This window comes from Paraburkholderia jirisanensis, from assembly GCF_054782355.1.
This window is the reverse complement of record NZ_BAAGSQ010000033.1, coordinates 1,239,284-1,256,546: the sequence shown is the minus strand read 5'-3', so window position 1 is coordinate 1,256,546 and position 17,263 is coordinate 1,239,284. Positions and strand designations below refer to the sequence as shown.

General features: G+C 64.4%; 11 protein-coding genes. 4 read left to right on the top strand and 7 right to left on the bottom strand.

Translation table 11 applies throughout. The features are described from left to right. Positions 1-73: 73 nt before the first annotated feature. From ACYVNQ_RS37640 to ACYVNQ_RS37620, 5 genes are all read right to left on the bottom strand, one after another. Positions 74-2,590, bottom strand: coding sequence for a DUF5682 family protein (locus tag ACYVNQ_RS37640; protein ID WP_460910954.1), 2,517 nt, complete (start codon positions 2,588-2,590; stop codon positions 74-76). Next, entirely contained in the window at positions 2,581-3,702 is a 1,122-nt protein-coding gene (locus tag ACYVNQ_RS37635) for an ATP-binding protein (RefSeq protein ID WP_460910952.1), read from the bottom strand. The genes ACYVNQ_RS37640 and ACYVNQ_RS37635 overlap by 10 nt, the downstream gene beginning before the upstream one ends. A 42-nt stretch (positions 3,703-3,744) precedes the next feature. Continuing rightward, positions 3,745-7,566, bottom strand: coding sequence for a DUF4132 domain-containing protein (locus tag ACYVNQ_RS37630; RefSeq protein ID WP_460910950.1), 3,822 nt, complete (start codon positions 7,564-7,566; stop codon positions 3,745-3,747). 36 nt (positions 7,567-7,602) lie between these two features. After that, positions 7,603-9,576, bottom strand: coding sequence for an SWIM zinc finger family protein (locus ACYVNQ_RS37625; protein ID WP_460910948.1), 1,974 nt, complete (start codon positions 9,574-9,576; stop codon positions 7,603-7,605). 100 nt (positions 9,577-9,676) lie between these two features. Further along, positions 9,677-10,807 carry a VWA domain-containing protein gene (locus ACYVNQ_RS37620; protein WP_460910946.1) on the bottom strand — a complete coding sequence of 377 codons (1,131 nt, stop codon included), beginning with the start codon at positions 10,805-10,807 and terminating at the stop codon, positions 9,677-9,679. 646 nt (positions 10,808-11,453) lie between these two features. Here ACYVNQ_RS37620 and cynR point away from each other — a divergent pair. The 3 genes from cynR (at position 11,454) to ACYVNQ_RS37605 (ending at position 14,864) form a co-directional block, all read left to right on the top strand. Beyond that, positions 11,454-12,350, top strand: a complete 897-nt coding sequence (cynR, locus tag ACYVNQ_RS37615; protein ID WP_460910944.1) for a transcriptional regulator CynR — start codon at positions 11,454-11,456, stop codon at positions 12,348-12,350. 114 nt (positions 12,351-12,464) lie between these two features. Beyond that, positions 12,465-13,664: a transglycosylase SLT domain-containing protein gene (locus ACYVNQ_RS37610; RefSeq protein ID WP_460911274.1), complete on the top strand. Its 1,200-nt coding sequence runs from the start codon at positions 12,465-12,467 to the stop codon at positions 13,662-13,664. A 279-nt stretch (positions 13,665-13,943) separates the two neighbouring features. Continuing rightward, positions 13,944-14,864 carry a proline dehydrogenase family protein gene (locus ACYVNQ_RS37605; RefSeq protein ID WP_460910942.1) on the top strand — a complete coding sequence of 307 codons (921 nt, stop codon included), beginning with the start codon at positions 13,944-13,946 and terminating at the stop codon, positions 14,862-14,864. Between the two features lie 159 nt (positions 14,865-15,023). On the opposite strand, the gene ACYVNQ_RS37600 is transcribed toward ACYVNQ_RS37605, so the two are convergent. Both ACYVNQ_RS37600 and ACYVNQ_RS37595 read right to left on the bottom strand, forming a co-directional pair. Beyond that, positions 15,024-15,665 (bottom strand): response regulator transcription factor, encoded by a 642-nt coding sequence (locus ACYVNQ_RS37600; protein WP_460910940.1) that lies wholly within the window; start codon positions 15,663-15,665, stop codon positions 15,024-15,026. After that, positions 15,632-16,006 carry an MFS transporter gene (locus tag ACYVNQ_RS37595; RefSeq protein WP_460910938.1) on the bottom strand — a complete coding sequence of 125 codons (375 nt, stop codon included), beginning with the start codon at positions 16,004-16,006 and terminating at the stop codon, positions 15,632-15,634. Before ACYVNQ_RS37595 ends, ACYVNQ_RS37600 begins: the two co-directional genes overlap by 34 nt. A 993-nt stretch (positions 16,007-16,999) precedes the next feature. On the opposite strand from ACYVNQ_RS37595, the gene ACYVNQ_RS37590 reads away from it, so the two are divergent. Continuing rightward, on the top strand, positions 17,000-17,263 hold a 264-nt coding region (locus tag ACYVNQ_RS37590), incomplete at its 3' end, for a manganese catalase family protein (protein WP_460910936.1).

The window sequence follows — 17,263 nt, the reverse complement described above, 5'->3', positions numbered from 1 at the left end:
GCTGGTTGCGCGACGCTGAAATCCAGCACGTGGAATGCGGCGAGGGCTTGCCATCGGTGCGTTCAGCACCGCTTCACTCCAGCCACCGTGCGAGTCCGTCGCGACGCAGACAGTCAGCCAACGCGGATTCGAGCCTCAGGCCCGTGTGCAGATCCTGTTCGCTGGTTTCGTCATGCATCTGCACGATCGATGCCGCGCTGCCTTCGGCCCCATGCAGCCCGGCGATCCGGCTGGCGAGTTCCGCGGTCTCCTGTGGCTTGAGACGCGTGAAAGCCCGGCGCAGATCGGGAAGGTACGCGATGAACGCGTCGGCGCCCCAGTCCTGCACCAGCCGATCGAGCCCTTCGAGCAGGACAGGCACGCGCAGCAACAGTTCGGGGGCCGCCGCTGTCAGGCCGTTCAGGAAGCGGACCGCTTGCCGCGCGTCCGAGCCTGTGCCGAAGTGCCGGCCAAGCAAGCTGTCGAGCGCATGCTCGTCCCAATGTCCATCCAGAAACAGAAGGGCCGCAGCCGCGCCGCAAACGGCTGGTGGCGTGTCGACCGCAGAGGCGAAACGTTCAAGCTGGGCGCGCAGTGGCGCATCGTCGGTGTCGAGGCGGTCGTCCATCTCAAGTGCGGCCAGCAGGCGCCACAATTCCCGCAAAGACGTGAGCTGGCTCACTGCGCCCGCCTCGCCGGCCTCATCCACCTGTGACAGGTTGGGCAGCAGAAACAGCGCCGCCGGCCCGACCCGTTCCAGCAAGGCGCGCAGAGCCGGATGCTGCTGCACGCCAAGCGGTTCGCGAGCGCGCCACAGCGTCACGAGCCGATGGCCGCATTCGACCACCGAGCCGAGATTGGCGTCCTCATCGAGATGCGTGGCCAGCATCGCTAACAGTTGCGGCAGCCGCGCTTGCAGGCCGATCAGACACGCGCGCAGCAACAGCTGCACAGCGGCACTGGCGCTGCGTGCGTGCCCCTGGTCAGCCAGCGCGTCCTGTTCACGACGCAGCCTGGCCATGCAGGCGGCCTCGACCGTGGCGCCACTGGATGCGAGCTCGATCAGTCGTGCCTCCACCAGCGGCGACCATGCGGCTTGCCACTCCTCGAACATCAACTGCAAGCGGCTGTTGCCAATGAAGTCGGGACCGGTCAACCATGTCGCGAGGCCAGCGTCGAGATAGGCCATCGCGTGGAAATAGCGGCTACGAACCTGATGCGCGGGCTTGCGATAGAGGTCCAGCCGGGCCACGCGCGGTGTGCTGTCGTCCACCCGCAGACCCGCCGCGCGAGCGAGGCGTCGCGCGTCTTCCACCAACGGTGGCGAGCCGGCCGAAGGCGGGATGTCGCCCATCTGCGAGCCGCTCAAAAAGCGCCGCAGGTCGGCCATGAAGCCACGCTGGCCTTCGTCGATCGGGCCTTTGATGAAGCACGAGCGGATCGCGTCGAGCAGGTCTTGCCGGCCCGGCCCTGCGTTGCCCCGCAGTGCGGCCAGCTGTGTCGCCTGAGCGACGGCGGCCTGCACCAGCGCCGTGGAGACTGCATCGGCGTGATCGTCGGCACGGGTCTGGCGTGCGAAGCGCGTCAGGCATTCGATCGCGACCGCGGCATACGGGTCACGATGGTTGTCGCCCGGACCATCGCCGGTGGCTAGCTGATCCCACACTTGCTGGTAGTACCCGGGCGAGGGCATGCCCGACGCGTAGCCGTTCAGTGCGTCGAGCCGGTCGAAGCTGTAGCGGATCAGCCAGGCATCGGCGTTGCGCCTCGTCTGCGCGGAGGCGGGCAGGGGCTCGATCTGCTGCCATTGCTGCACCAGTTCGAGCGTATGGAAGCCCCCTGTCACGACCACGATGGGGCCGCGGCACTGTGCGCGCCAGCGGCGAATATGCGCGGCCATGTGGCGCTCACGCGGCAGGCTGCCCTCGGCTTCCAGCACCTCGGGCTCGTAATCGAGCCGCGCCATCGCACACCAGTGGAAAACATCGGTGAAGAACGCACGCCAGTCGGTTCGCGCTGCCGGCGCGCGCAGTTCGAACAGGCGGTCCCACAACTCGTGGTGGTCGACGCAGCCCATGCGCCGCGCCATCTCGCCCAGATAGCGGCTGTGCGCGAAATGGCGTTCTTCCATCAGGCTGCGGGCGGCTTCACTGCCGTCGGCCGGGTCGTTGTCGCGCCAGGCTTTGTGCTGCCAGGGCAGATCGATCAGCGCAACCTGCGCGCCGAGCGCTGCGCCTTCGCGCAGTGCGATCCATTCGGGACTGTAGTCGCAGAAAGGAAAGAACGCGCTGCGCGTTGCGTGGCGCTTTCCATCGCTGGCGTCGTTGCCGGACGACGCCGGCTGATCGGGCGCGCTCTGGCACAGCAAGGCCACCGGTGGCCGCGTGTCTTCGTGCAGCAGCAGCGGCAGCATATGGCCAAGGTCGTCGGGACCTTCGACCAGCACCGCCGCCGGTCTGACTTCACGCAGCATGTGACGCAATGCGAGCGCGCAGGCCGGGCTGTGGTGCCGGACGCCAGCAAAAAAGACCTCCTGTCCGTCGCCGAACAGACGTGCACCGGCTTCGCCCAACGCCGTTGGCAGTGCCGCGCACGCGTGCCCTATTGCCATAGCGCGCGCGCCGCCTCGTGAAATGCCTTCCACTGCGCATCGCGGCGGGCGCGCTCCCGCACGACGGTGTCGAAGTAGTGGCGCACGCGCTTGACGTCCTCCTGGCTGTCCTTGAGCACCACGCCCTGAAGCTGCCCGGCAATCTCGCGTGCGGTGAGCTGGCCATGGTTGAAATGCCGCGCCTGCAACGCCGCCGCATAGGCAACGTTGACGGCCTCGGCGGTCGACATCACAGCGTCCAGCCCCTTGATGGCCGTGCCTTCCCTGGTCTGCCCGGCGCGCAATTCCTGGAAGGTCGTGATGAGCAGCGCCACCACATCGCGCGGTACCTCGACCGGCGCTTCGCCGCCGGCCAGTTCGCGCGTCAACTGCGCCATCACGAGGTCGACTTCGAACTGGTGGTCGCGGATCGGCTGGACGGTCTCGAAGTTAAAGCGCCGCTTGAGCGCGGACGACATCTCATGCACGCCGCGATCGCGCAGGTTGGCCGTCGCAATGATGTTGAAGCCGCGCTGCGCATGCAGGCGCGCGCCTTCGTCGGCATTGCGGGCGAGTTCGGGAATCATCATCTGCTTGTCGCTCATCAGCGAGATCAGCACGTCCTGGATCTCGGGCGGACAGCGGGTGATTTCCTCGAAGCGCACGATCCGGCCGGCCTGCATCGCCTGATGCACCGGCGACGGCACGAGCGCACGCGGGCTTGGCCCCTCGGCCAGCAGCAGTGCGTAATTCCAGCTGTACCTGAGGTGGTCCTCGGTCGTGCCGGCGGTGCCTTGCACGGTCAAACCCGAGTCGCCGCTGATGGCCGCTGCCAGCAGCTCCGACAGCAGCGACTTGGCGGTGCCCGGCTCGCCGACCAGCATGAGGCCCTGGTGGCCCATCAGCGTGACGATGGCGCGATCGACCAGCGGATCGTCGCCATAGAATTTGCGGCTGATCTGCAGCGGCTCGTCGCCGATGATGAAACGCCGCACCGCTCGCGGCGAAAGCTTCCAGCCGGGTGGGCGTGGCTCGCGATCGGCGGCGGCGAGGCGCGCGAGTTCGTCGGCGTAGCGCTGTTCCGATGGAAGACGTACGGCGAGGTTCGATCCGGATGCAGAGTGTTCGGTCATGGCGATGTCGTCAATGAAGGGGTGTCGGATGCCGCTGCCGGGCTACCAGGGCATCTTCTTTTCCCAGTCGGCGTCGAAGCCCGCGCAGGCCTCGGCGATCGCAAGGTAGTCCGCATAGGCTTCGGCCAGCAGTACCGGCGGCACCTTTGCGAGGGGCAGGATGCGCTCGTTCCAGTTGCGGACCTGGCTGGCCTCGAAGCTCAGGGTCTTGAGCGCGGCCGGCACGTTCTCTTCCGGCAGCGTATTGCCGGAGAACTCGATTGCCACCCGCACACCGACGCTCGAAAAGTCCTTCGTGTATTGATAGAAAAAGCCGCCATCCTCGGCTTGCGCGCGCTGGTAGCCGAGCTTCGTGAAGGCGCCGCGCAGCGTGAACGCATCGCTGATCCAGCCCTGGCGGTCACTGATCCCGGTGACGTCGCGGCCGGACTCGTCTCGCAGCGGCAGCGCAGGCGTCGGGCGCGTCATCTGCGCAAACAGCGGGGTGATCTTGTAGTCCTTGCAATGGCGAACCCAGGCGGCGGCCGTCTCCGGATCCATCAGCGATGCATGGGCGACGCGCAGCATGCTGTCGGGAGCGAGCTCGACCTCGTCGTCCTGCGTGTCGATCAGGCTGCCGTCTTCGGTGGGGCGCAGGCTGGTGCGTATATCGCCTTGCGCGTCGACTTCGAACCACACAAGACGCTGGATCAGCCGGCCCGCGATCGGGTGGCGCTGCAGGTACTCGCGCCATTCGGCTTGCGGCCACGCGCGGCCGGCGCACATGGCTTCGAACAGGCGCGCCGTCTGCAGTTCGATCACCTGCTTCAGTTCCTTCCGGTGCGCCGAGAACTGCGATTTCGCTTCCTTGATCAGCGCTTCGTCGTCCGTCTGGCGCGGCTCGGGCAGCGCCTTGACGACCTTGCCGTCGGGGTTGCGCAACTCGGTTTTCATGGCTGTATCGAGCGTCACGGTGAAGACGCGCTCGCCGTACTGCAGCGCCAGCGTGCCGGTCTCGTCGAGGCCGGCGCCCGGAATCGTGCGATCGGCCAGTTGCTCCTGCGACCAGCCGTTGCGCCCGGCGATCTGCTGCACCAGCACGCGCGCCTTCTCCTGTACCGATGCGGTGCGGTAGCGCCGCGACAGGCTGAGCAGCAACTGGATCACGAGCGGATCATTGCCGGCTGACGTGGCTTCGAGCATGGCTTCCAGTTGCGCGCGCCGCGGGTAGTGGTCGCGCATGTATTGCCGCAGCAGCGTGACCGCCTCGTGCGCCGGCGCGTACGCGGCAAGCGCCAGGATACCTTTTTCGCCGATCGCGCTGCCGAGGTACTCGCTCATCTTCTGACGCTTGCATTCCTCGAACACCTGCTCCTGCGACTTGTTGTACTCGGCCTCGTAGAACTGTTTGTGCTCCGGCTTTGCATTCTGCCAGCGCTGCTGATTGCCCTGCCAGCGCTGCGGCGCGGTAGCCTGGGCGAAAGCGATGCCTTCTTCAAGCGAAGGATGCTGCGTGTCCTGCGAGATGAACCGGCGCAGCACGATTGCGCTCAACGCCTCGCGGCTGGCCGCATCGAGCAGGCCAATGTAGCGCGTCAGCAGCGCATTGCCGCCGGGCTCCTTGAGTTTGTAGGCCAGTACGACCCACCAGCGCACGATGTCGGCTTCGACGACGTCGCCATTGGCCCACCGGCAGGCCGGCAACGCGTCGAAGGGGAACCATGCGAGGCCCGCGGGCAGCCTCGCCTTCAGTCCCTTGCGGGCCTCGGCCAGCAGCGTCGCGGGCGCGATGCGCGGGGAGATATCGTCGCCCAGCGCTTCCAGCGTGGTCAGGAAGGTGGCGCGTACCGTTTCGCGGCTTTCCTTGTCGAGCGCCTGCGTCAGTGCCTCGATGGCCGGCGTGTGGCGTAATTCCGCCAGCCAGTTGGCCGCCTCGATGCGCACCTCGCTCTTCGAGTGCGTCAGCGATTCGATCACGCGCCGGCCGATATCGGGCAGCTTCGACAGCGCCTGCTGCGCGGCCGGCCGGTGGGTTTTGCCTTCGCCCAGCCCGATTTCCATGACGCGCGGCAGCCAGCGCGGCGGCATCGTGGGAAAGGTGCACAGCGTCTCCAGCGTGGTGCCGAGGTCGAAGCCGGTGCGCCTGTGCGAGCGCTCGACGGGCGCGGTGAGTCCCAGGCCCTCGTCGATGAACTCCGGGTGCTCGGCAAAGAAGGGCCAGACGCACCCGGGCGGCAGCACCCTCGATGCGGTAGGGCGGTTCCAGAATGGCGTGAGGGCGGCGCTCGCCACATCGTCGATCGATTGACCGGCGCGTACCAGCAGTTCGGCCAAGGCCCGCAGATCGACACTGCCTTCGGGTTGGCGGCCGAGCCATAGCTGGAAATCGTTGGCGAACCAGAACGACCAGTTGGTCGTGGCCGCGGCCCAGCGGATCATGTGCGCCGCGCTGAACTCCGGCAGCGCATGCAGCCGATTGCCGTACATCGCGATCTGCCGGAGCATCGAATTGCTCACGCGCTCGCGATCGCTCTTGCTGGCCTCGCCGTTGAACACCCGCAGCACGGCGCGCAGATCGTCGTCATTGAACTTCTGATAGTTCTTATAGGCTTCCTGCTGCCACTTCCGTTTGACCGGCCGGGTCTGGTTGCTCTCGATTTCCTCGTCTGCCCGACGGCGCGCGAGCTCGAGCAGTTCGATGCGGGATTCGTTCAGCAGCGGGATCGCTTCTTTTCCCAGCACGGTGTCGCGAATCGATGCCCAGACAGGCGGGTCGGGCAGGGCGACGTTGCTGGCGTCGCCGGCGGCGTCGAGGCGCGAGAGTGCGGCGCGGATCGCGTGCTGGACCGCTTTGCTGGTCTCGGTGGCAAGCGCGGCATCGAGCCGGGCGCGCGCGGCGTCGACGGGCAAGCGCGCCAGTAACTCGGCGGCCTGAGTTCGCCCGGTGCTGTCGCCGTCGGTCAGCAGGGCGCCGAGCAGAGCCACCCGTTCGGCTTGTGCGATGCCTTCGAGATAGGGAATGGCTTGCGCGCGCACGCTTTTGCTTTCATCGACCGCGAGCTGCACGAACAGCGCCGCGAAGTCGTTGAGCAGCGCCGTGTCATTGCCGATGCGCTGCGCAAGGACGATGCGGCCTGCCGCCGAGAGTTGACCGGGAAGCGCCGCGGTCGCTTCGCGATGCGCACGCATGAACCCGGCGACGGCGGGGAGGTGGGTCAGGCCGTCGATATGATTGCGGGAGTAGCTGGACAGATCGCGGCGTTCGAACACCAGTTGCAGCGCGAGCATCGGGTCCAGTCCTTCCTGCTCGAGCAGCCTTGCGACCAGCACGATGTCCCAGGCCGGTCGGGTCTTGACCAGATCCGTCTGCGCACGATGATCGTTGAAGGACGCAAACACCGCGTCGTTCACCAGGTACTGCAGCCAGTCGGGCACGGGTGCGCCCGGCTGGTCGAGCGATTTGCCGCCGTCGGCCGCGGCCAGCAACTTGCCGAGCCGCGCCAGGGTTTCGAGCGGCACGGTCTGGGCATCGAGGCTGGCGTAGAAGCGCGCGCGGTTCTCGAGGCTCTTGCCGCCGGCTTCCAGCAGCGGCTTGTTCTGCCACGGCTGGAATTTCCAGCGCAGGCGGCCAGGTGCCCCGAGCCATTGGCCGGGTTCGGACGTCGCGGCGTGCTGCAAGGCGAGCAGCACATCGACATTTCCGCCGTCGATCACGAAGTCCAGCGCTTGCCTTGCCAGGCCGGCGCCGGCCTGCTCGAGTGGTTCCAGCGCTTGCCGGAGGTGCCGGGTCTGCTCGCCGGTCAAGCCGCCGCTCTGCGCGCCGTCGCCTTTGCCCATGCCGGCCTTGCTTGCCACTGCGCTCAGTATCTTGTCCAGAATGCCCACGCGTCCTCCTGAATAGGGAAGTATCGTTTTCGTGTGTCAGGGGCCGGTGCCCGGCAACCCATCGAGTTCGGTCATGAGTTCGCACAAGCGGTACAGCCGCAGCATGCCGCCGGCGTCCGGGTTGCGCAGATGCGATTCCAAAGCCACAGCAAGCGTCCCGAACCCGACCGAACTGATCGGCTGGCGGGCTTGCTCCATGCGCCCGGCCTGAGATGCGGTCGCACCGAGGCGGCCGGTCGCGGCCTGGGTTTCGAGCAGTTCGAACACCGGCGCCAGCAGGCGCGCGGTCAGTGTCGCGGCGGCTGCCGCGGGCGCCTGTTCGCGGCGCGCTTCGAGCAGGCGCAGGATGCGGTTGCCCAGCGAAGTGGGGCGTACCGGTTCCTCGGCGAAATCGAGCGAGATGACCTGTAGCCGTTTCTTTGCATCCCGGCTGAGGATCGCCATCGGGAGCAGCGTGGTCTGGGCCGCCGCACGCTCCACCTGCACCAGCACCGCCAGCACGCTGGCGCGCCGCGCGTACAGGCGATCGAGGTTGTCGATGCGCGCTTGATGCGCGGGATCGACCGGGATGCCAAGTGTTAGCCAACGGCCCTGCGCGTCCTGTACCGCCCAGTCGATATGCTGCCGAGCCTCGTCGAGCCGCGGCGGGTTCGTGTTGACCGGGCGCAGCAGAACGCTGTCGAGCGGCTCGCCGGCCAGACCCGTGGCAGCGCGCAGGCGTTCGCCGAGCTCGGCCCAGTCGTGAATTCCGAGGGTTTGCAGGCGTGGATCGCTGGCGTCCCACAGCGGCTCCGACTGCGCGCGCGTGGCGCCGCCGACCGCGAGCCGGCCATCGTCGGCAAGCCGCGGTTGTTCGATGCGCCAGGCTGCGTTGCAGATCTGTTGTGCCGCTCCGGCACCAGGCCAGATCGACTGCGTGGTCCAGGCGCTCTGGCGTGTGAACGAGAGGTCGCTGCCGTCGGGGCGGGCCAGCGTGGCCTGCAACAGCCGGGCGCCCTGCAGGTCCCAGAAGGCCAGCGTGAGTCCGCGCGCGCCGCCGCGGGTCTGCCACCAATGCGCGCCGAGCGGCAGCAGTTCAAGCGCTTGCGAGGCGTCGAAATCCCTGCGCAACTGGCCGCGCAGCGCGTATGCCAGCTCGCCGTCCGCGGTGCCCAGCGCGGCACACAATGCGTGGATGCGCGCAATTGCGGCCAGCGCGTCGCGTTCCTCGGCACGATGGTCGCGGCGCACCAGCAGATCGACAGTCCCGCCGAGGTTGCGCAACAGGGCAGCGAGGCGCGGCAGGCCCTCGCCGCGTGCCGACATATTGAGCGCGAGCAGCCGCGCCGAAGTCAGTTCGCTGACGTGCGACAGGCCACCGGTCAGCAGCTCGGACAGCGTGGATTCCACTTGCGAGAGGAATGCCCGCTCGCGCGCGGTGAGTGCGGTGAGTGCGGTGAGTGCGGCCACCGGTTCGGCGGCCGCCGGCTGGACATCGGCTGGCCAGCTAGGCGCAAGACCGTGCGCGTCGCGCAGCGCGACGAGCGCCATCAGGTGCACCGCCTTGCGTTCCGCGGCGGGTACGTCGGAAACCATTCCGGCAAAGCCAGCGCCCGCTATCCAGCGGCAACTCTGACCGAGATCGGGTAGCTCCATCACGAGGACGCCGCCTTGCTGCCGCCATTCGACGCGGCCTGCGGGTGTCGCGGCAGCGCGGCGAACGGCGGCCGCTCCGGCCGCCTTGAACAGCGCGGCTATCGACAGCGCGAGAATCTCGGCCAGTGGGTCTGCCGTAACGGCCTGGGGCTGGGAAGGCGCTTGAGTGGGCGCAGGCGTATCGGCTGCCGTTAGCGTCGGCGACGCGCGCAACCACAGCACGGCGGCGAGGATGTGCTTGCAGAGATCCGGAGCCGGGCAATCGCAGCGTGCCTGCTGCGGACCGCGTCCGTCTAGTCGCACGCGCTGGCCATCGGCGCCGATGACACCATGCGCTTCCTCCTGCTCGATCCATCCGACCTTGCCGGCTTCCACGTCCTTTGCGGCGCGCCGCAGCAGGCCCGCATTGGCGAGCGCGATCAGCGTGTCGTCGTCGTAGGCGCGGTATGTGTCGAACCAGGGCATGTTTGCGCGCTCAGCTCATCACTTCAGCCAGCCACTGTGCGAAGTGCGTCGGCGTGAGCGCGGCCACCTGCATGCCGCGGTCAGCCAGACGCTGCGCCATCTGACGGTCGTAAAGCGGCATGGCTGATCCGTCGAGCGCGGCGAGGCCCAGCAGCGTGACCCGGGCCTCGGCCAGACGCCGCACGGACGCTAGCAGCGGCCCGGGCGGCGCGCCTTCTTCGAAGTCGCTGATCAGCGCAAGCACGGTGCGCCGCGGATTGGAGATCAGCGACTCGCAATAGCTCACCGCGCGGCCGATATCGGTCCCGCCGCCGAGCTGTACGGTTAGCAGCACTTCAGCTGGATCGTGAGCGAGATGCGTCAGGTCGGCCACGGCGGTATCGAACACCACAAGCCGGACACGTACCGCAGGCAGCGCCGACAGGATGCCGGCGATCACGGCACTGTAGATCACGGAGTCGGCCATCGAGCCGCTCTGGTCCACGCATAGCACGATATCCCACGGAAGATGAGGCTTGACGCGAGCGCTGAAGCGCGGCCGCTCGATGACGATCTGCCGGCGCTCGACGCTGTAGTGCCTGAGATTTGCCGCAATGGTTGCGCGGGCATCGAAGTTCTGCGCACTCGGGATCAGCGAGCGGCGCAAGCGGTTGCGCCGGCCGCTCAGCGCGTGCACGAACTCCTTCTTGAGTTGCTGCGTGATCTCGTCGACCGTTTTCTGGATGATCTCGCGCACGGCGTCACGCATCTGCGCGGACAGCCGGCCGCGCATACCGAGCAGCGCCCGGGTCAGGGCCGGCGAAGCATCGAGCGAGCGCAGCACATGCGGATCTTCGAGGATCTCGGTGAGGTGGTAGCGTTCGATCGCCTGTGTCTGCATGCGTTCGAATACGTCTTGCGGAAAGAGCTTGCGCGAGCGCGACAGCCAGTCGATCGCGCGCAACTGGGCAGGATCGAGCGAACCACCGCCGCCGGGATTGCGACGCGCGAGGCCGCGCCCTTCGTATTCGCGGCCGTACAGGTATTCGAGAGTCTGGTCGAGCTTCCAGTCATCGGCAGAGAATGCCGTGCCGGCAAGCGGACGGGTGGCGTAGTGGCCCAGGATCAACCGCCAGCGGCGCAAGGTCTCGTCGGAAGACATGCTGGGAAGTTGCAGATGTACGTGCAGTCATTCTGATATTGGCTGGCGGCAACTGCTGCAATAGCCGGTCTGCGGCGGATTATACGTTTGTCTTTTCCCCAGACGATGAAAATCGTTGAGATTATGCGATTGAAATAGTCACCCTTGATGGTGTCTTCAGAAAGCGCATCTAATTCGGGACTACGCGCGCCGCACGCACTGCATCGAACGCACGCGTGCGCCACGCAAACTCATTTCGCGCACCCGTTTTACCAGGCCAGCGTGCCGGTGCGGTTGAGCGACGGCTCTCGCTTCCCGGCGCCTGCCTCGTGCCCTGTGCGGCTGTTCAGACTCTTCGCCAAGTCCGGCAAAGCGCCCCGCTTCCGCGCTGGATGCGATTGCCTTTTGCGAAACCGAAACTGCGATCAACCAGGTAGCGCACGCGCCTGCGCTTATCGCAACGACGCCCAGAATGAAAAGCTGCAACATACACGGCCTCTGTAAAAGTAGACAGTAGAATGCTGGTGCGGCAAGCCTCGCCGGGACTTGCCTTCATTTGCATGGCCAGCTTTCAACTCGTGAGACATTCTGAGCTTTCCGTGCGGCCGAGTCCAAGACGATATTGCGATGATTTCTATAAGCCTGCCTTATGGAGGATGCGACCTTGATGCTTCGCCCGCTTCGATATGTGTTGACGGTTGCCGAGGTGAAAAACTTCACGCGTGCCGCGGAAATGCTTCACGTGTCGCAGCCTGCGCTGTCGCAGCAGATCCGGCAGATCGAACGCGAACTCGGCAGCGCGATCTTCGACCGGGGCGGGCGCGTGGTGAGCCTGACGGAGTTCGGCCGGGTGTATATCGAGCATGCGCAAAAGGCGCTTGAACACCTCGAGGCCGGCAAACGTGCGGTTCATGATGTCCGCGACCTCGCAGGCGGTTTGCTGCGGCTGGCCTACACTCCCACGTTCGCCGAACATCTGATTGCCCCAGCGTTGCGGCACTTCCAGAACGCCTATCCCGCCATCGCGATCGATGCGAGCGAGCGGCCGCTCGAGGACATCGAGATTGGCCTGGAACGCGGCGAGCTCGATCTCGGGATCGGCTTTACCGATGCCCGCTCGGAAGAAATCGACGCGCATCCGCTTTTCCCCGAGCACATCGCCTTGCTCGTCGCAACGGGTCACCCGCTTGCGAAGCGCCGCCAGGCGGTCACCCTCGCGCAGTTGCAAGACATCCCGATGGCGTTGTTGAGCACGGACTTTGTCGTGCGCAAATTTGCGGATGCGTATTTCCGCGCGAATCAGGTGAGCCCGTCGGTCATGCTACAGGCGAATGCGCTCGGCACTGTGCTGAAGTCGGTCAAGCATGGACGGCTCGCAACCATCCTGCCGTCGGCGGTGTTACGCGAGCACCGCGGTCTGGTGAGCCTTCCGCTCGACCCGCCACTCCCTGAACGCACGGTGGCGCTGCTGACGAGGCAACGTTCCACTCGCACGCTTGCTGCGAAAGCATTCTCCGATTTGTTGTTCGGCTTGATCGCCGACGACGGACTGGCTGAGGGCTAGCCGAGACCGTGGCCCAGCATCGCCGATATTTCGCTGCTTGGCTGGGTACGCAATCTGATCGACACGGTTGCGTCATTTTATTCAACGCGGCCGGACAACGAAAATGCAATGGCTATGAAGTTCGAAAAATACGGTTCGATCGGTGATGCCCTGCTTCAGACGCTATTGATCGGTGTCGCCTTATTCGGCCTGCATCGCACAGCGTATGCAGATTGCATTGACGACGCAGCCGCGTTTCAACATGTCAACGTAAGCTTGATGCGCGGTATCGCCCAGGTCGAGTCCGGCATGCAAGCCGATCGCGTCAATACCAATAGCAATGGCACGACCGATATCGGGCTCATGCAAATCAACAGTTCATGGCTACCGGTTCTTGCCCGCGAAGGAATCAGTGAGCAAAGCCTGTTCGATCCGTGCACCAATGCTTATGTCGGCGCGTGGATTCTGTCGGAAAACATTCGTCAATTCGGCCCGAACTGGAATGCGGTCGGCGCGTATAACGCAGCGTCGCCGGACAAGCGCCTCAGCTACGCGCGCAAGGTCTATGATGCGGTTCAGTCCATAGCCGCATCGCCGGATTCACCTATGCCCATTCTGCCGCCGTCCTTTACGCCGCCACAAACCTATAGCCCGTTCGCAAGCCTCGAGATCACGCCTGTGCAGACCGGCCGGCCGCATGCCGCCGCGCAGCTGGTGGCTTCTTCCCCCCAGGCGGCGTCCGGCGCGGTAGTCGCCACGTCTGCTGCGTACAATTTTGGCTGGACTGTCACCGGCGCCGACCAGGCGAAGCCGATGCAGGTGTTCGACGACGGTTCGAAAGTGTTCGTCCAGTTCGTCGACATGAAGCACGTGCCGGCCATTTTCGCGGAAACACCAACCGGGCGCGTATTGCTGCGCTGGGATATGCAATTTCCCTACGCGGTGATCGGGCGGCCGGAGCAGACACTGATCTTCCAGAGCGGATCTTACGAAGCGCGCGCAATGCGCACGGCTAGCGGGGTGTCGGCCACGGAGGCGAATACTTCGATGGTGGCCGGACACGGTCCTGCGCCGAAGGTGGCGGATCCGGCGCCCACCGCTTCGAAGGGGCCTGCGGTGCAAGGCGCACATGCACCCACCACGGACGCGCTATGGTATGTCTCCAGCCCGTCGACAAGGCAGACGCCGGCTAGCCCATCGCCGTCCTCCGGGACTCAATCGCAGGTAGCCGCACATCCCGCCAGCTTGCAAGCGGGCGCGCCGCAGGCAGCCGTTCCGCAAAACGCAAAACCCGCGCTGAACACCGACGCACTCTGGTACATCAATGCCAAGTGACGTGAGAGGGAAGGCGTTCGTGCTACGCTTTGCGCGCCTGCTGACGTAACGAACGCAGGCGTTGGCCCACACCGTAGTGAACTGCAAAAGGCTCCACTCGAACAATGTACGCAGCTGCCTGGCCTCCGTTGAAAACGTACTGAAAGCCCGTGTCGGTGCAGTGATTGCATCCGCCCTGGCATTCGTCCCGGACCTGTTGTGCATAACAGTCCGGAGAGGTCGTTCGAATCGATTCACCGCAGCCAGATTCGTGCGACGGCGTTTTCGCGAGACCACAACATGCGTATTCTCAATACGATGGCGGCCCACGCCATCCCGCTCGTTCCCCGTTCGTTGATTCGTAAGATCTCCCGCCGCTATATCGCCGGCGAAACGCTTTGTGATGCCCGCTCGCGTATCCACGCGCTCCACGCAGCGGGCTTCCGAACAACCGTCGATGTGCTGGGCGAGACTGCGTCGTCGCCGGATCAGGCAGAGTCGATGACCCGCGATTATCTGGATCTCGTTCAGGCGCCTGATGCGCTAAATGAATTTAGCGAGCTGTCGATAAAATTGACCGCGCTAGGCTTGCATCTCGACGAAGACGCGTGCATGACGCGAGTCTCTTTAATTCTGCAAGCGGCCGCATCACATGGAATCAGCGCGTGCTTCGACATGGAAGACATCAGCTGCACGCAGAAAACGCTCGATGCGTTCTCGAAGTTCGAAACCGACGGATATGCAGTCGGCGTCGCGCTTCAAGCGTATTTGACGCGCACGAACGGTGACATCGTTTCACTGCAGGCGCGCAAGAGCCGTATGCGCATTTGCAAGGGAATTTATGCGGAAGCAAACGAGCATCTCGTCGATGGCGCATCGAGAGATCGAGCCGCGATCAATGCACACTTCGTTCGGCACGTTTCGAGCGCAATACTGGCGGGATCGTTCGTGGGCATTGCGACGCACGATGCACACCTGATCGATGCACTGACCGGTTGGCTGCAGAGCGAGCGGATCGACAGATCGCGATTCGAGTTCCAGATGTTGCTGGGGGTGTGCGAACCACTGCGTGATGCTTTGCTTGCGCAAGGGTTTAACGTGCGAGTCTATGTGCCCTATGGGCATGACTGGTATGGCTATAGTACTCGGCGAATCAGGGAGAATCCGCGAATTGCCGGGTATATCCTGGCGGCGATGGCGCGTAGCGCCTGGGGGCGCTAGCAGTTGCAGCGGGGTTGATGGGGTGGGGCTGACGAGATTGTTGGCCCCGGTTCGGGTGGCTGCTTTCGGCTGCGAATTCAACCGGTCGAGATGCAGACGAGTCCAGAGGCGGTTGTAATCGAATCGATCATGCTGTGGACGGCATCGGGCTATATCGGCTTAGGTCGACGTCGTCAGCGTCGGCACCACGGGCAGTTCGAGCGCCGTGCCTTTGCGCACGAGTTCAGCCAGCGAAGAGGCGTTCATCTTGCGCATCACTGAAGCGCGATGCAGCTTCACGGTAATCAGGCTCAAGCCGAGACGCAGTGCGATGTGCTTGTTCTGGGCACCGTTGATGACATACGACAGCACCTGCCGCTCACGCGGTGTCAGCTGTTCATATTCGCTGCGCAGTTCACGACGCACTTTTTCCGTGGCGCGCCGCTTTTGATCGGCCAGCAGCGCCGCGCTGACGGCGTCGATCAGTTCCTGGTCGGCGAACGGCTTCACCAGAAAATCGATCGCACCGCCTTTCATGGCTCGCTTGCACATATTGACGTCGGCAAAGCCCGTAATGATAACGATCGGTACGGTGGGGCGGTCGTAGCTTTGCTGCTGGAACACCAGGCCGCTTTCACCGCGCAGGCGCACGTCGAGCACGAGGCAGCCGGGCCGCTGTGCGAAATGGTTTGCGCGAAATTCCGCGGTGCTCGTGAAGGTTTGTACTTGCCAGCCGACCGATCGTAGCAACAGGTCGAGCGACGTACGGACGCTCGGATCGTCATCCACTACATAGACGACGGGTGCATCGTTGTTTTGCATGCCATGCTCACAGCAGTCGGAGAAAACGTCGCGGCATAGAGCCCAGCGAGTACGCGGCTGAAGAACATCATGGAGATGTCGTTCGCTGATGCGCCAATCACGTCACCGGCCACGAAGATCGCGAGCGCCATAACAAGGACCGGCTTGCGAGGCCATGCCGCATCACGAATGTCATTTTTGCGCCATTGCGGCAATAGGTCAGCGCTACGAGGTGACAATCTGACCTGCCTGACAATGCGGAGATCCGGACGCACCGGGAAGGATTGATGCCAGGACGAAGTTACGGGTGCCCGTTGCAACAAAGAAAAACCAGCACCGGTGAGTCGCAGAATAATGTCCATTCGCCGACTTCTGAAATGACAATTTTGCGGTCGATTTAGGACATGAGCGCGTGAGGCATTGCGGGGGCGCCTGACAGACCGGCTTACGGCGTCCAGTGGAAACGGGATACTGGCGAGCCGGACAGGTGTGGCGCAGTCGTGGATGTTTGGTGAAAGGCAGGGGCGACCGAAACGAACACGACCTGGTTGTTCTTCACGGCGCGGCTTGTCATCGGAGCCGCATTGACGATCTGCTTGATGTGCATTGTCATAGGCGTCTACTACTTCAGGTGGCAGGGCGTCGACACATCAATTGTCAGTGACCCTGCCTACCCTTCTGCCGGAGGTGTGCGCTGAAGTCGATCGCAGCCGGATTGCGAGGCAGATAACACGGATGCCTCACGACCCGACCACGACATGCCCAGACCCATTTGGACGGGCGGCACGAAACCACGTAAGCGCCGAACACGTCGTTGATCGCGCCCTCACGAAGTCAGACTGGTGAAATCCAGATTTGCGCGGACGGTTTGAGGTCTGGTCACCTCACCTCGACCCACCGGCGAGCCGGACAGGGGCAATGCCGCCCAGGCGGGCGTTGCCCGCAAACAATGTAGAAACAGCATTCCCAATGTAAATGCGCCCATTCCAGGCGTGCTCGGCCCGTCGAGAAACGGGTATGGAGACTCTCGGTTCATCAATCAAGCAGAGTACGTCGAGAATATTTCGCTTCCAAAGCATTACTACATGTGTCGCCGTCACCGTGTTGCGGTCACGCACGCCAGTTCTTCTAAAAAAAATAACTTCACGGTGTTTGCTCCGATGGCCATGCTTCCCGGTTCGCGCAGATCGTCTCAATCCATGACTGTCTTGCTGTTGCCACGAGGAACATGGCGGCTTGCGCACCTTGTGACGCACCCTCAACGTGCGTGGCATGCCTGATTCAGTGGTAGACCGCGTCCTCGCAGGCATACCCCATGCGCTGTGTTGCTGGCATTCACTGAAACGGAGACTCTCATGTTCATGCACAACAGGCTGTTGCAGTACACGGTGCGCGTTGGCGGGACCAATCCCGGTCTGGCAAATCTGATGCTCGAGCAGTTCGGCGGTCCGCAGGGCGAGCTTGCCGCTGCGATGCGCTACTTCACCCAGGCAGTCGCCGAGGAAGATCCGGGTCGCAAGGACATGCTGTACGACATCGCGACAGAGGAGCTCAGCCACCTCGAGATCATCGGCTCGATCGTGGCGATGCTCAACCGCGGCGCGAAGGGCGAGCTTGCA

Coding starts and splice junctions, on each gene's coding strand:
- ACYVNQ_RS37640 (WP_460910954.1), bottom strand. CDS start 2,590: ATGGCAATAGGGCACGCGTGCGCGGCACTGCCAACGGCGTTGGGCGAA.
- ACYVNQ_RS37635 (WP_460910952.1), bottom strand. CDS start 3,702: ATGACCGAACACTCTGCATCCGGATCGAACCTCGCCGTACGTCTTCCA.
- ACYVNQ_RS37620 (WP_460910946.1), bottom strand. CDS start 10,807: ATGTCTTCCGACGAGACCTTGCGCCGCTGGCGGTTGATCCTGGGCCAC.
- cynR (WP_460910944.1), top strand. CDS start 11,454: ATGCTTCGCCCGCTTCGATATGTGTTGACGGTTGCCGAGGTGAAAAAC.
- ACYVNQ_RS37610 (WP_460911274.1), top strand. CDS start 12,465: ATGAAGTTCGAAAAATACGGTTCGATCGGTGATGCCCTGCTTCAGACG.
- ACYVNQ_RS37605 (WP_460910942.1), top strand. CDS start 13,944: ATGCGTATTCTCAATACGATGGCGGCCCACGCCATCCCGCTCGTTCCC.
- ACYVNQ_RS37600 (WP_460910940.1), bottom strand. CDS start 15,665: ATGCAAAACAACGATGCACCCGTCGTCTATGTAGTGGATGACGATCCG.
- ACYVNQ_RS37595 (WP_460910938.1), bottom strand. CDS start 16,006: ATGGACATTATTCTGCGACTCACCGGTGCTGGTTTTTCTTTGTTGCAA.